Source organism: Nitratireductor lacus, from assembly GCF_056431025.1.
This window is the reverse complement of the sequence record NZ_JBWKMB010000005.1, coordinates 42484-55271: the sequence shown is the minus strand read 5'-3', so window position 1 is coordinate 55271 and position 12788 is coordinate 42484. Positions and strand designations below refer to the sequence as shown.

Annotated in this window: 15 protein-coding genes and 1 other RNA gene; 7 read left to right on the top strand and 9 right to left on the bottom strand. The window is 61.8% G+C overall.

Annotated features, from left to right (window positions below):
• Nucleotides 1-30 precede the first annotated feature (30 nt).
• Nucleotides 31-711, top strand: a complete 681-nt coding sequence (locus tag AC07E3_RS05685; RefSeq protein WP_478360572.1) for a GntR family transcriptional regulator — start codon at nucleotides 31-33, stop codon at nucleotides 709-711.
• A 79-nt stretch (nucleotides 712-790) separates the two neighbouring features.
• Nucleotides 791-1480 carry a nitroreductase family protein gene (locus AC07E3_RS05680; RefSeq protein ID WP_065818135.1) on the top strand — a complete coding sequence of 230 codons (690 nt, stop codon included), beginning with the start codon at nucleotides 791-793 and terminating at the stop codon, nucleotides 1478-1480.
• A gap of 206 nt (nucleotides 1481-1686) precedes the next feature.
• On the opposite strand, the gene AC07E3_RS05675 is transcribed toward AC07E3_RS05680, so the two are convergent.
• On the bottom strand, nucleotides 1687-3492 hold the full coding sequence (locus tag AC07E3_RS05675) for an ABC transporter transmembrane domain-containing protein (protein WP_478360571.1): 1806 nt from the start codon (nucleotides 3490-3492) through the stop codon (nucleotides 1687-1689).
• 205 nt (nucleotides 3493-3697) lie between these two features.
• Here AC07E3_RS05675 and rpmE point away from each other — a divergent pair, with 205 nt between their 5' ends.
• The gene (gene rpmE / locus AC07E3_RS05670; RefSeq protein WP_007007091.1) at nucleotides 3698-3919 is read left to right on the top strand and encodes a 50S ribosomal protein L31; all 222 of its coding nucleotides are present in this window, start codon (nucleotides 3698-3700) and stop codon (nucleotides 3917-3919) included.
• A 36-nt stretch (nucleotides 3920-3955) separates the two neighbouring features.
• Here rpmE and AC07E3_RS05665 read toward each other — a convergent pair whose 3' ends face one another.
• Together AC07E3_RS05665 and AC07E3_RS05660 are read right to left on the bottom strand one after the other, a co-directional pair.
• Nucleotides 3956-4255: an Rdx family protein gene (locus AC07E3_RS05665; protein ID WP_336070248.1), complete on the bottom strand. Its 300-nt coding sequence runs from the start codon at nucleotides 4253-4255 to the stop codon at nucleotides 3956-3958.
• A gap of 167 nt (nucleotides 4256-4422) precedes the next feature.
• Entirely contained in the window at nucleotides 4423-5172 is a 750-nt protein-coding gene (locus AC07E3_RS05660) for a YebC/PmpR family DNA-binding transcriptional regulator (RefSeq protein ID WP_065818132.1), read from the bottom strand.
• A gap of 150 nt (nucleotides 5173-5322) precedes the next feature.
• On the opposite strand from AC07E3_RS05660, the gene AC07E3_RS05655 reads away from it, so the two are divergent.
• Nucleotides 5323-6129, top strand: coding sequence for an MBL fold metallo-hydrolase (locus AC07E3_RS05655; RefSeq protein WP_336070245.1), 807 nt, complete (start codon nucleotides 5323-5325; stop codon nucleotides 6127-6129).
• A gap of 108 nt (nucleotides 6130-6237) precedes the next feature.
• Here the strand turns inward: AC07E3_RS05655 and AC07E3_RS05650 are convergent, their stop codons facing one another.
• The 4 genes from AC07E3_RS05650 to ssrS form a co-directional block, all read right to left on the bottom strand.
• Complete coding sequence (locus tag AC07E3_RS05650) at nucleotides 6238-7005, bottom strand: TerC family protein (RefSeq protein ID WP_065818130.1); 768 nt, start codon at nucleotides 7003-7005, stop codon at nucleotides 6238-6240.
• A gap of 70 nt (nucleotides 7006-7075) precedes the next feature.
• Nucleotides 7076-7900, bottom strand: a complete 825-nt coding sequence (locus AC07E3_RS05645; protein ID WP_336070244.1) for a TIGR00282 family metallophosphoesterase — start codon at nucleotides 7898-7900, stop codon at nucleotides 7076-7078.
• A gap of 48 nt (nucleotides 7901-7948) precedes the next feature.
• The gene (locus tag AC07E3_RS05640; RefSeq protein WP_478360570.1) at nucleotides 7949-8530 is read right to left on the bottom strand and encodes a 5-formyltetrahydrofolate cyclo-ligase; all 582 of its coding nucleotides are present in this window, start codon (nucleotides 8528-8530) and stop codon (nucleotides 7949-7951) included.
• Nucleotides 8531-8604: 74 nt separating this feature from the next.
• A non-coding RNA gene (gene ssrS / locus AC07E3_RS05635) (6S RNA) lies at nucleotides 8605-8761 on the bottom strand.
• Nucleotides 8762-8885: 124 nt separating this feature from the next.
• On the opposite strand from ssrS, the gene AC07E3_RS05630 reads away from it, so the two are divergent.
• The 3 genes from AC07E3_RS05630 to AC07E3_RS05620 all read left to right on the top strand — a co-directional run bounded on the left by AC07E3_RS05630 (nucleotide 8886) and on the right by AC07E3_RS05620 (nucleotide 11443).
• On the top strand, nucleotides 8886-9722 hold the full coding sequence (locus AC07E3_RS05630; RefSeq protein WP_478360569.1) for an AAA family ATPase: 837 nt from the start codon (nucleotides 8886-8888) through the stop codon (nucleotides 9720-9722).
• 80 nt (nucleotides 9723-9802) lie between these two features.
• Nucleotides 9803-10249, top strand: coding sequence for an N-acetyltransferase family protein (locus AC07E3_RS05625; protein ID WP_478360568.1), 447 nt, complete (start codon nucleotides 9803-9805; stop codon nucleotides 10247-10249).
• 3 nt (nucleotides 10250-10252) lie between these two features.
• Nucleotides 10253-11443 carry a vWA domain-containing protein gene (locus AC07E3_RS05620; RefSeq protein ID WP_478360567.1) on the top strand — a complete coding sequence of 397 codons (1191 nt, stop codon included), beginning with the start codon at nucleotides 10253-10255 and terminating at the stop codon, nucleotides 11441-11443.
• 18 nt (nucleotides 11444-11461) lie between these two features.
• Here the strand turns inward: AC07E3_RS05620 and AC07E3_RS05615 are convergent, their stop codons facing one another.
• Nucleotides 11462-12247 (bottom strand): glutamine amidotransferase, encoded by a 786-nt coding sequence (locus AC07E3_RS05615; protein ID WP_478360566.1) that lies wholly within the window; start codon nucleotides 12245-12247, stop codon nucleotides 11462-11464.
• 5 nt (nucleotides 12248-12252) lie between these two features.
• Nucleotides 12253-12717 (bottom strand): tellurite resistance TerB family protein, encoded by a 465-nt coding sequence (locus AC07E3_RS05610; RefSeq protein ID WP_478360565.1) that lies wholly within the window; start codon nucleotides 12715-12717, stop codon nucleotides 12253-12255.
• Between the last annotated feature and the right edge of the window lie 71 nt (nucleotides 12718-12788).

Sequence of the window (12788 nt, the reverse complement as noted above, 5' to 3'; positions counted from 1 at the left end):
AGACGGTCGCTCCCGGCACACTGTCTCCCAATGGAAGAGACCGATTCCCGATCCACCGTGGAGATCGTTGCCACCGCTGTGACAGAAGCCGTGCGCACCGGGCGGCTCGTGCCCGGCCAGCGGCTGACCGAGAGTGAGTTTACCAGCCGGCTCGGCGTTTCACGCTCCTCCCTGCGCGAAGCCTTTCGCCGTCTGACTGCGGACGGGCTCCTTTCGGCTGAACCCCATCGCGGCGTTGCCGTACGGCAGCTCTCGCGCCCCGAGGTGGACAATCTGTTTCAGGTGCGTGGTGCGCTGGAAGCGCTCGCGGTGAAACTCGCCCTTCCCGCGCTTCACCGGGCACCTGCTTCCCTGATCGACATTCAGCACGGCCTGGACGCCGCCGCAGAAGCGGGCGACATGAACCGGTTCTCGGAGCTGAACGCCCGCTTTCACCGCCTGTTTCGGGAGACGGCGAACAACCCGCTTCTGAACGAGACACTGACGAGGCTTTCCAACTCACTCTATTGGCTGCAGTTCCGTATTCTGGTGGACAGGCAACAGGTGTTTGAAACCAACCGGCAGCACCAGCGTCTGACTGCATGCGTAAGGACCAATGATGCGCCCGGCGCGGAAGCAGCGATGCTCAGCCATATCGAAAACGCCAGAACCCTGATCCAGTCGCTGCCCGACGACCATTTCGCGCAGGTTTCCACCACCCGGACTGATTAAGCCGGGCAAGACTTGACGCCGAAACCAGAACATTGGATTGTCCGACAATAATATAAGACAATCGGGAGGAGATGCTCATATGAGCACGCAGCCAGTTCAGGAATACCGTCCCGTACCCCTGCCGGACTACCAGGAGCTTCCGCTTGACGAGATGCGCCGACGCGCGCAGGCCTTCTACGACGAGATCCGCACCCGGCATACGGTGCGCGACTTTTCCTCCCGGCCCGTCCCGCGCGACATCATCGAGACCTGCATCAGGGCTGCAGGAACGGCACCCAACGGCGCAAATCATCAGCCCTGGCATTTCGCCGTGATTGGCGACCCTGCCGTGAAAAAGCAGATCCGCGAAGCAGCCGAAGTCGAGGAGAAGGCGTTCTATGAAGGCCGCGCCGGCGAAGAATGGCTGCAGGCGCTGGCGCCGCTCGGCACGGATGCGAGCAAGCCGTTTCTGGAAGAGGCACCGTGGCTGATCTGCGTGTTCGGCGAGCGCCGCAGCCGCTCTGCCGATGGCGTGAAGCGCAAGAATTACTATGTGCCCGAATCGGTCAGCATCGCCACGGGTTTTCTGATCGCAGCCCTGCACCGGGCGGGGCTCGCCACGCTGACCCACACACCCAACCCGATGAGCTTCCTCAACGAGCTATGCGGCCGCGACCCGCACGACAAACCCTACATACTGATGGTGGTCGGCTATCCGAAAGAGGGGGCAACGATACCCGAACATGCGATGGAAAAGAAGCCGCTGGAGGAGATCGCCACCTTCCTCTGAGAGGTAGAAAGAACATGGGTCCTCGAAAGGAGGATGACGAGGGGCGACAAAAGGAGGTTCCTGCGCAACGGACCGGCAACGGGGCTCGTGTCGGTCTGCAAGCGCTTCAAGGCGAGACACTCCGCTCCTTCGTCATGCCCGGAATGCCCGGGCACCCATGCCCGTCCCCCGACGGGGAAGCCGACTTCACTCCTCCTGAAACGGCCCTATTCCGCAGCCTCCCCAAAGGCATTGAACTGCAGGCTTGCAAGCTGCGCATAGACGCCTCCTGCCGCCACGAGCTCGGCATGTGTGCCTTCTTCAACAATGCGCCCCCCATCCATCACGAGAATGCGGTCGGCTTTCAGAACCGTCGACAGCCGGTGCGCGATGACGAGCGTGGTGCGTCCCTTCATCAGGTGCTCCAGCGCCTGCTGCACCAGTGTCTCGCTTTGCGAGTCGAGCGCCGATGTCGCTTCGTCGAGAAGCAGGATCGGCGCATCGCGCAATATCGCGCGCGCAATGGCCATGCGCTGACGCTGGCCGCCCGACAGGGTGACACCGCGCTCGCCCACCGGTGTGTCGTACCCGTTTGCCAGTTCGCTGATGAAGTCATGTGCCAGTGCGGCTTTGGCTGCAGCCTCGACTTCGGCACGTGTGGCGTCCGGCCGGCCAAAGGCAATGTTCTCCGCCGCACTGGCGGCAAAAATGGTGACATCCTGCGGAACGATTGCCATACGGCCCCGCAGGGCCTGCGGATCGGCCTTGCGCGCGTCGACGCCGTCCACCCGGATCACGCCGGAGTCCGGATCGTAATACCGCAGGAGCAGCGAGAAGAGTGTCGTCTTGCCAGCGCCTGACGGACCGACAATGGCGACCGTTTCACCCGGCTCCACAGAAAATGCAAGACCGTGAATGGCGGACCGGTCCGGCCGGGTCGGATAGGCGAAAGACACATCCTCGAAGGCCACGGCCCCACGTGCGGGGTCGGGCAGCGCGACCGGATCGGCTGGTGCCGTGATGACCGGCTCTTCGGCCAGAAGCTCGCTCATGCGCTCGGCAGCACCGGCCGCCTGCGAAAGCTCGCCCCAGACTTCGGAAAGAGCACCCAGCGCGCCCGCCGCAAGCACCGAATAGAGCAGGAACTGTCCGAGCGTCCCCGGTGACATCGCACCCGACAGCACATCACGCGAACCGAACCACAGCACGGCCACAACCGAGCTGAAGGTCATGAAGATGGCAAAGAAGGTGAGAAAGGACCGCGCGAGGATGGAAGACCGCGCCGCCGCAAACGCCGTCTCGATTGCCCTGGAAAACTTCCCGCGCGCCACCGCTTCGCCCGTAAAGGCCTGAAGCGTCCGCATCGCACCGATCTGCTCGCCCGCATAGGCCGTGGCATCGGCCAGCGTGTCCTGCGCAAACCGCGACCGCCGGCGAACGGAGCGGCCAAAGGCCACCAGCGGCAGCACGATGACGGGGATCGCCGCCACGACGAGCAGCGAAAGCCGCGGGCTCGTGACGACCATCATGCCGACGGCCCCCAGCCCCATGATCACATTGCGCAGCGCCTGGGAGATCGTGGCGCCTACGGCGGATTTGACCTGCGTCGCATCGGCAGAAATGCGCGAGACAATCTCGCCCGACTGAACCGTGTCGAAAAAACCGGGAGACAGGCGCATCACATGGTCGAACACGTCGCGCCGGAGATCGCTGACGACACGCTCGCCAAGCGTGATGACGAAGAAATAGCGGCCCGCCGAGGCAACGGCCAGCACGGCGGCCACCACGATCAGCATGGAGAAGTAATTGGCAATGAAGATCGAATCCGATTCCGAAAAACCGTGATCGATCATGCGGCGCACGGCGAGCGGAAGCGTGAGCGTTGCAATGGCCGCGATGACGAGGAAAAATCCCGCGCAGGCAGCAAGACCGCGATAGCGTCCGACATAGGGCAGAAGGCGTCTGAGTGGCTTGAGAGACCGCCGCTTCGCTGCCTGTTGCCTCTCATCCGACGCCGTTTGTGTGCGCGCCATTGGCTTTCCCTTTTTCACACCATGCCCGAGAGCGGCAATTTGTACGCCGCTCAACTCTTGTCTTGTCGCCGGACCTGATGTATAGGCTCGCCAACCAATTCCGAAGCCGTAGCCTTCCTTGGCCGCGGCTTCAAGTTTTCAGGATGGGTGCAATTGCCGCAAGTGCGGAGTGGATTGTTACCCCGACCAAATTCAGGACAAGCCGATGAAAGCCGATATTCATCCCGACTATCACACGATCAAGGTCGTCATGACGGACGGCACCGAGTACGAGACCCGCTCCACCTGGGGCAAGGAAGGCGATACGCTTCAGCTCGACATCGACCCGTCCACGCACCCGGCCTGGACCGGCGGTCAGCAGTCGCTGATGGACCGCGGTGGCCGCGTGTCGAAATTCAAGCAGCGTTACCAGGGCCTCGGCATCTAAGCCGCCCTATCGCAGCAGATATCGCAAAAACCCGCCTCACAAGGGCGGGTTTTTTGTTGCCGTCCTGTCGATGTGCCCAAGGTCGCGCTCCGGGTCGATCACATCACGCACGCGCTGCTTGAGCGTCTTGGCGTCCGGAAAGCCGCCGTCATGCTTGCGCTCCCAGATGAGGATGCCGTTGCAGGTGACCTCGAAAACGCCGCCCGTGCCCGGACGCAGCGCCACTTCCGAAAGCTCTGTGGAAAAGGTGGAGAGCAGCTCCTGCGCGAGCCACGCGGACCGCAGGAGCCACTGGCACTGGGTGCAATAGGTAATCACGACGCGATGCTCTTTCATACCACCCCGTCCCTATAGCAATTCCAGGAAAAGTGGAGACCGGTTTTCCGTCCGGAATTGCGTGAAAACAAGCAGTCAGACCGCATTGTCGATTCCTCGAAACGCTGAAGCGGTCCAGCCATTCGCCAGCGGGCTCTGCCGGACATCCATGCCCGGCAGAAGCGCAATCAGGCCGCGCTGAGTTTTGCGAGCGTTTCGTCATCCACCTCGAAATTGGCGTAGACGTTCTGCACGTCATCGTCGTCTTCAAGGGTGGCAACCAGCTTGAGGATCGACTGCGCACGCTCTTCATCGACGGGCGTGCCGGTCTGCGGGCGCCAGATCGCCTTGACGGATTCGGCCTCGCCCAGCGAGGCTTCCAGCGCCGTCGTGACATCGCCAATGTCCTCGAAGGCACAGGTGATGACATGACCGTTCTCATCCGACTGGACATCTTCGGCGCCAGCCTCGATGGCGGCTTCCATCACGGTGTCGGCATCGCCCTTGTCGGCCGGATAGATGATCTCTCCGACGCGGTCGAACATGAACGCCACCGAGCCAGTCTCGCCGAGCGATCCGCCGGCCTTGGTGAAGGCGGCGCGAATGTTGGAGGCAGAGCGGTTGCGGTTGTCGGTCAGAGCCTCGACGATCACTGCGACGCCACCCGGGCCGTAGCCCTCATAGCGCACCTCGTCATAGTTTTCCGCATCGCCGCCTGCCGCCTTCTTGATGGCGCGCTCGATGTTGTCCTTCGGCATGGACTGGGCCTTGGCGTTCTGGATGGCCAGGCGCAGGCGCGGGTTCATCGCCGGGTCGGGCAGTCCCATCTTGGCAGCGACGGTGATTTCGCGCGCCAGTTTGGAAAACATCTTCGAGCGAACGGCATCCTGCCGGCCCTTGCGGTGCATGATGTTCTTGAATTGGGAATGACCGGCCATGGGGCTCCTTCTCACGGTCTTTTGAATGCAACGGAATAACGCCGCCTTATAGTGAAAATGCCGGCCAACGTCCAGAACCGCCGGCAGCCAAACGTGGCGCATTGCCGCGCTTTGCCGTACCATCGCCCCCTGCTCACACGGGAGATGCAGATGAATGCCTTCCGACTGACCGCAAGCTTACTGACATTTCTGCTCGCACCGCTGGCCGCCGCCTGGGCGCAAAGCGAACGGCCAAGCACCTGCCTTGCCATGGCACAGGCCGCGCCCGGCGTGATCTACGCCTCGTTTGCCACCCCCACCGCTGCAAGCGCCGAACCGGTTGACATCACCTATGCGGGACACTCCACCTACATCATCGAGACGCCCGCCGGCGTGACCATCGCCACCGATTTTTCGGGTGCCCATGGTGCCAGTCCGGTGCCGCGTGTCGTCACCATGAACAAGGCGCACGGCACGCATTTCACCCGCAATCCCGACCCGGCCATCGAGCATGTGCTGCCGGGCTGGAACCCGGAAGGCGGGCCAGCCCGGCACTCACTTCTCGTGGAAGACGTCTATATCCGCAACGTGACCACCGACATCCACCGCTATGGCACGATGGAGCCGGACGCCAACTCCATCTTCATCTTCGAGGTGGCGGGCCTGTGCATCGGGCATCTGGGCCATCTGCACCACAGGCTGGACGACAGCCACTATGCGGCAATCGGCAGGCTCGACGTCGTGATGGTGCCCGTCGACGGCGGGCTGACGCTATCGCTCGACGGGATGAGCGAGATCGCGCGCCGGCTTTCCTCGTCGGTCATCCTGCCGATGCACCGGCATTCGACGCCGCTCAGCGCCTTCACAAGCAGAATGGGCGGTGGGTTCGAACTGGATTTCCGCGAGGGACGGACGATCACCGTGGCGCTGGATAACCTGCCACGGCGACCGACCATCGTTATCCTGGACGGCGTGTAACGCGGCCTGGAGCGTGTCCGCTTTTCGTTGAATTGCAGACACTCTCCATCTTGTTTTTTGTTCGCAATTCCGAACGGAAAACCGGTTTCCACTTTTCCTGGAATTGCTCTATTCGGCCGAACCTTCCGCCAGCGCCTTTTCGCGTGTCCTCTTGCGCCGCGCCATCATGTTGAGCCCCTCCACCAGCGCCGAGAAGCCCATGGCGGCGTAGATGTAGCCCTTGGGCACATGGAAGCCCATGCCGTCTGCGATCAGCGTCATGCCGATCATCAGCAGGAAGGCGAGCGCCAGCATGACCACGGTCGGGTTGGCTGCGATGAAGCGCGACAGCGGCTCGGCAGCGATCAGCATCACGGTCACGGCCGAGATGACGGCAATGAACATGATCGCGATCTCATCCGTCATGCCGACGGCGGTGATGATGGAATCGATCGAGAACACCAGGTCGAGAAGCAGGATCTGAACGATGGCCGCCCCAGCCGTCATCGTGACCTTGCCCATCATGTTTTCCTTGCCGTCGTCGGGATCGACCGAATGGTGAATTTCCTTCGTGGCCTTCCAGACGAGGAAGAGGCCGCCGGCGATCAGGATCAGGTCGCGCCACGAGAATCCGTGGCCGAACAGTTCGAACACGGGCTCGGTGAGCTGCACGATAATGGAAATGGTGGCGAGCAGCGCCAATCGCAGGATCAGGGCCGCGCTGATGCCGATGCGCCGTGCCCGCGCCTGCTGCTCCTGCGGCAGCTTGTTCGTCAGGATGGAGATGAAGATCAGATTGTCGATGCCGAGAACGATCTCAAGCACCACCAGGGTCACAAGCGCGACCCAGGCTTCCGGATTGGAGACAAACTCGAAGTGACCGGCAAGCCATTCCATTGCAGCACCCCTCGCTGGCAATTGTTCAAAATATAGCGTTTCGCAGAGTTATGCGTGCACGCTCCAGGCGTCAACGCCAGAAGACGGGAACGGTTTCCTCAAGCCGGGGACCGAGCCGCAGCGGCGCGATCTTCTCGCAAAGCCCGGTGCGGTCGGAAATCTCCAGTGCGACACCGCAAATGGTGGCAGGGCCGGACGCCGCCTCGAAGCGCCCCTTGGGCACTTTTGCGGTGAAGCGGTTCAGCGGTTCTTCCTTGTCCATGCCAAGCGAGGAATCGTAATCGCCGCACATCCCGGCATCGGAGAGATAGCCCGTCCCGCCGTTGAGGATCTGGTGATCCGCCGTCGGCTGGTGCGTGTGCGTGCCCACGACGAGGCTCGCCCGCCCATCGACGAAGTGACCGAAACACATCTTCTCGGACGTGGCCTCGGCATGAAAATCGAGAATGACGGCATCGGCCTGCTCGCCCAGCGGACAGGCGGCCAGCACATCTTCAACGCAGGCGAAGGGATCGTCGAGCTCGGGATGCATGAAGACCCGGCCCATGATGTTGGACACCAGAACCCGCGCGCCATTGCGCGCGATGTAGACACCCGACCCCCGGCCCGGCGTGCCCTTGGGAAAATTCGCCGGCCGCAGGAAGCGCTCCTCGCGCGGGGCGAAAGTCAGCGCCTCGCGCTGGTCCCAGACATGATTGCCTGTCGTCACCACGTCGGCGCCGGCATCGAGCGTAGCCCGGAAAATCTCTTCGGTGATGCCGAAACCGCCCGCCGCGTTCTCGCCATTCACCACAACGAAATCCAGCCGGAAATCGGAAATCAGGCCGGGGAGCTTTTCCCAGACCGCCGTGCGGCCGGCACGGCCGACCATATCGCCAAGAAACAAAAATCTCATGCGCCGCTTCTAGAATAAGTCTGGCACTGGTGAAAAGCGCAAATGCCCCTACCCGCCATTGAAACGCCGCATGCCTGTTTCGGTTAGGATCTCGTAAAGAGGCTGGTCATGCGCCTCGTCGGGCACTCGCTCGACCTCCTGGCAGGCAAAAGCGATTCCGATCAGACGTGGCGCGCGGTCTTTCTCTTTCAGCCGCGCAATGGCGCGATCATAATAGCCCGCCCCATAGCCGATGCGATGGCCGCGTGCATCGAAGGCCGCGAGCGGCACCAGCATCACATCGGGATCGAGCACCGCTGCTTCTTCATCCGGGCCCATGGTTCCGAACCCCATATCGACCATCGGCACACCGGGCAGATATTCGCGGAAAACGATAGTGGTTTTGTCGAGAATGGCCGGCAGCGCAATGCGGGCACCACGCGCGGCAAGTGCGGTCATCAGCGGACGCACGTCCATCTCCGAGCGCATCGGCCAGAAGCCGGAGACCACGCCCCCCGACGAAGGCGCCAGCGCATCCGCATGGGTGGCAAGCCGCTGCCCCACATCCACGCGCCACGCGGCATCCAGCGCGTCGCGGCGCGCAAGCGCAGCGGCACGGAGTTCTTTTTTCAAATCGCGGGAAGTGCTCATGCGGAATGGTGTGTGGCGTGTCTCGACATCACGCGACGATAATCAGGCAAACCGCAGAGAGCAAAGGGAAAGAGTGGCGATCCACGGCGACCGATGGAATACACGATCCCGGGAACCTACAAAGTAGGTGGGCGCCGTGTAGCCAAGCCCACGGGCGAGACCAGGGACAGCTCCCTTAAGGATCGATAAGGCCCCGGGGAATTAGATTCCTGTCGGGAAGCGCAGACCGCAGCACCAATATAGTCTTCCGTCCCCTGCTTCGCCAGAGGCATTCGCGCACTTGCGCCAGCAAAATTCACCCAATAGGGTCGCGCTCAAATTTTGAGCTGGAACAACACCGCAAGGACTGATGCGCATGCGTTTTGAAGGCACGGCGGATTACGTCGCCGACAAGGATCTGATGGTGGCCGTGAACGCGGCAATCGCGCTGGAGCGCCCGCTTCTGGTGAAAGGCGAACCCGGCACCGGCAAGACCGAGCTTGCCAAGCAGGTGGCGGCAGCTCTCGGGCTTGATCTGATCGAATGGCATGTCAAATCCACCACACGCGCGCAGCAGGGTCTTTACGAATACGACGCCGTCTCGCGCCTGCGCGACAGCCAGCTCGGCGACGAGCGCTTCAACGACATCAAGAACTACATCAGGCGCGGAAAACTGTGGGAAGCCTTCGCGGCAGACCGCAAGACCGTGCTCCTGATCGACGAGATCGACAAGGCCGATATCGAGTTTCCCAACGACCTGTTGCAGGAACTCGATAAGATGGAGTTCTTCGTCTACGAGACCGGTGAGACAGTGCGGGCGATCCACCGCCCCATCGTCATCATCACGTCGAACAATGAGAAAGAGCTGCCCGACGCCTTTCTGCGCCGCTGCTTCTTCCACTATATCCGCTTTCCCGATGCCGAGACGCTGGCCGACATTGTCGAGGTTCACTATCCCGGCATCAAGAAGAACCTGGTTTCAGCGGCCCTCAGCCAGTTTTATGAAATCCGCGAGGTACCGGGGCTGAAGAAGAAGCCGTCCACCTCCGAGGCACTGGACTGGATCAGGCTTCTGGTTTCAGACGATGTGGCACCGGAGGACCTGCGCGGCGAAGCAAAGAACGCCCTGCCCCGTCTGCATGGGGCCCTCCTGAAAAACGAGCAGGACGTTCACCTCTTCGAGAAACTCGCCTTCATGGCGCGGCGGCAATAGGCGCAAAGCCTGCGCCTTCCTGGCCCTTGCCAGAAACGCGGCCACGGCCCGACAGTGCCGCGGAGAAGAGGGAGAACACCATGACCGACATCACCATCCGCCCGCTCGCAAAAACCGACGAAGCCGAATGGCGCCGGCTCTGGACGGACTATTTGACATTCTACAAGACGAGCGTGCCCGAAGAGGTTTATGCGACCACTTGGAAGCGGCTCTTCGATGATGGCGAATACGAACCCAATGGCCTGATCGCCGAGGTGGATGGAAAGCCTGTCGGCCTTGTCCATTACATGCTCCACCGCACCTGCTGGACGGTGGGCAACAACTGCTATCTGCAGGATCTCTACGCCGACTCCGCCGTGCGCGGAAAGGGCATCGGTCGGGCGCTGATCGAGGCTGTCTACGAAAAGGCGGACGGGGCTGGCGCTGCAAATGTCTACTGGATGACGCAGGACTTCAACGAAACCGCGCGCAAGCTCTATGACCGCATTGCTAAACTGACGCCGTTCATCAAGTACCAGCGAAAGTAAGCAATGTTCATTCCCTTCTTCCTCGAGCTGAAAGCCGCGCGCGTTCCCGTTTCGCTGCGCGAATTTCTTTCACTGCTGGAGGGGATGGAGAAGGAGCTTGTCTCCCATGATGTAGAGGCGTTCTATTATCTCGCCCGCGCCGCGCTGGTGAAGGACGAGCGGCATATCGACCGCTTCGACCAGGTGTTCTCACACGTCTTCAAGGGTGTCGAAGCGGTGTCGGGTGGCGAAGGTGTGGACCCGCAGGCGATCCCCGAGGAATGGCTGCGCAGACTGGCCGAAAAGCACCTCAGCGAAGAAGAGAAGAAGCTTGTCGAGGCCATGGGCGGATTCGAGAAGCTGATGGAGACGCTAAAGGAGCGTCTTGCCGAGCAGAAGGGCCGTCATCAGGGCGGCAGCAAGTGGATCGGCACCGCCGGCACCTCGCCCTTCGGCGCCTATGGCTACAATCCGGAAGGCGTGCGGATCGGCCAGCATGAATCGCGCCACCGCCGCGCGGTGAAGGTGTGGGACAGGCGCGAGTTCAGGAACTTCGACGATGCGGTGGAACTGGGCACGCGCAACATCAAGGTTGCTCTGAAGCGGCTACGCCGCTGGGTGCGCGAGGGCGCGGAAGAGGAGTTCGATCTTCCCGGCACTGTTCAGGCCACCGCCGAACACGGCTATCTGGATGTGAAAACCCGGCCGGAACGGCGCAACGCGGTGAAGCTCCTGATGTTCTTCGATGTGGGCGGCTCGATGGACGATCACATCCGCATCGTCGAGGAGCTGTTTTCAGCAGCCCGCGCCGAGTTCAGGCACATGGAATATTTCTACTTCCACAACTGCCTCTATGAAGGCGTGTGGAAGGACAACCGCCGACGCTATTCCGAAGTGACCCCCACTTTCGATGTGCTCCACAAATTCGGGCCTGACTACAAGGTGATTTTCGTCGGCGACGCCTCGATGAGCCCTTACGAGATTGCCTATCCGGGCGGCTCGGTGGAGCACTGGAACGAGGAAGCAGGCCATGTGTGGCTGAACCGCGTTCTCCAGCAATGGCCAAATGCGGCGTGGCTGAACCCGGTTCCGGAAAAGCACTGGCGCTACACGCACTCGATCCAGATGCTGCAGGAGATTTTCTCTGGTCGCATGTACCCGATGACGCTCGCCGGGCTGGAAGCGGCCACGCGGGAGCTTTCGCGCCGACACTGACAGACTACTGCGCTTCCATCAGGCCACGCCCCTGCGCCCGACCATACGCCGGCCCACGGGATGCTGCCCCTTCGCTTCGTCTCCTGTCTGAAGCGTTCCGGCGCATTCGCGCCCGAAAATCAGTTCCAGAAATTCCGCCAGCCACTGTTTCAGATGCCGGTCCCAGATGAGCCGCCCGCCCAGATGATCGCGCCCCTGCTGAGCACCCGGCATGACGAAACGATGCGCACCGCGCACCACCCAGCGCTGCATCATGGCGCGTGTGAGTTCGGCATGGAACTGAACACCCCACGCATTTTCGCCATAGCGGAAAGCCTGGTTCGGATAATGCTCGGCGGTGGCGAGAAGCGTGGCATCCTTCGGCAGCGAAAAGCCTTCGCGGTGAAACTGATAGACCATTTCGGGCCAGTGCAGGAGCTTGCGGCCCGCCTCCGTGGCGCGCAGCGGATACCAGCCGATCTCGACCAGCCCGTCATCGTGGCTCTTCACATGCCCACCCAGGTGCTTCACCAGCAACTGCGCCCCGAGACAGATGCCAAGAAAAGGTTTGTTCTCCCGCAGTGGAACGGCGAGCCAGTCGGTCTCGCGCTTTACAAAATCATCATGATCGTTGGCGCTCATCGGGCCACCGAACATCACCACGCCCGCGTGGCCTTCAAGAGTTTCAGGCAAGGTGTGGCCCAGCGGCGGGCGGCGGATATCCAGCGAGAAGCCGCTTGCCTGCAACACCTGGCCGACACGCCCCGCGCTCGAGGTTTCCTGATGCAGAACGATCAAAATCCTGCGGCTCGGGTCGATCTCCATGGCGGTCAGCTCTTGGCGTACTTCTCTTGCATTTCCTGACGCAGGATCACCCTGTCCCGGTTGTCGACGCCGATAAGCTCGGCCACGCGCCAGACAAGGTTGTCCTCCAGTTCGTGCAGCTCGCCATCGGCAAAGACAATACCCCACATCAGACCGATGAAGGCCTTGCGCGCATCCGCGTCCAGATGCCGTTTCAGGACGCTGGTGAAGGCATAAAGGTCGATCGCCTCCTGCTCGGCCTTCTCCCCGGCCCTGAGAAGTTTCTCGAGTTCCGCACCCGTCACATCGTAGGTGCTGGACAGGGTTTCCTTGAGCTTCTCGACTTCGGATGCCTCGCGGATACCATCGGCATCGAGCACGTGAAACAGGAGTGCTGCAGCAGCCACGCGCGGGTCATCTTCCGGATTCAAGGTCGATTGCCGGCTGTTGCCTGGAAGGTCTTTCAGAAAGGACAGGATACTGTCGAACATGAGCGCCTGCGGTTCGGGTCAACTGGGGGAGCGATCCGCCCCGGAGCGGCCCGGGCGAGCCCGGGGCGAAT

Bases quoted from the DNA above. Each gene is read 5' to 3' on its own strand.
- AC07E3_RS05610 (WP_478360565.1), bottom strand. From the start codon at position 12,717: ATGTTCGACAGTATCCTGTCCTTTCTGAAAGACCTTCCAGGCAACAGC.
- AC07E3_RS05630 (WP_478360569.1), top strand. From the start codon at position 8,886: ATGCGTTTTGAAGGCACGGCGGATTACGTCGCCGACAAGGATCTGATG.
- AC07E3_RS05660 (WP_065818132.1), bottom strand. From the start codon at position 5,172: ATGGCCGGTCATTCCCAATTCAAGAACATCATGCACCGCAAGGGCCGG.
- AC07E3_RS05655 (WP_336070245.1), top strand. From the start codon at position 5,323: ATGAATGCCTTCCGACTGACCGCAAGCTTACTGACATTTCTGCTCGCA.
- AC07E3_RS05625 (WP_478360568.1), top strand. From the start codon at position 9,803: ATGACCGACATCACCATCCGCCCGCTCGCAAAAACCGACGAAGCCGAA.
- AC07E3_RS05685 (WP_478360572.1), top strand. From the start codon at position 31: ATGGAAGAGACCGATTCCCGATCCACCGTGGAGATCGTTGCCACCGCT.
- AC07E3_RS05680 (WP_065818135.1), top strand. From the start codon at position 791: ATGAGCACGCAGCCAGTTCAGGAATACCGTCCCGTACCCCTGCCGGAC.
- AC07E3_RS05650 (WP_065818130.1), bottom strand. From the start codon at position 7,005: ATGGAATGGCTTGCCGGTCACTTCGAGTTTGTCTCCAATCCGGAAGCC.
- AC07E3_RS05615 (WP_478360566.1), bottom strand. From the start codon at position 12,247: ATGGAGATCGACCCGAGCCGCAGGATTTTGATCGTTCTGCATCAGGAA.
- AC07E3_RS05675 (WP_478360571.1), bottom strand. From the start codon at position 3,492: ATGGCGCGCACACAAACGGCGTCGGATGAGAGGCAACAGGCAGCGAAG.
- AC07E3_RS05620 (WP_478360567.1), top strand. From the start codon at position 10,253: ATGTTCATTCCCTTCTTCCTCGAGCTGAAAGCCGCGCGCGTTCCCGTT.
- AC07E3_RS05645 (WP_336070244.1), bottom strand. From the start codon at position 7,900: ATGAGATTTTTGTTTCTTGGCGATATGGTCGGCCGTGCCGGCCGCACG.
- rpmE (WP_007007091.1), top strand. From the start codon at position 3,698: ATGAAAGCCGATATTCATCCCGACTATCACACGATCAAGGTCGTCATG.
- AC07E3_RS05640 (WP_478360570.1), bottom strand. From the start codon at position 8,530: ATGAGCACTTCCCGCGATTTGAAAAAAGAACTCCGTGCCGCTGCGCTT.
- AC07E3_RS05665 (WP_336070248.1), bottom strand. From the start codon at position 4,255: ATGAAAGAGCATCGCGTCGTGATTACCTATTGCACCCAGTGCCAGTGG.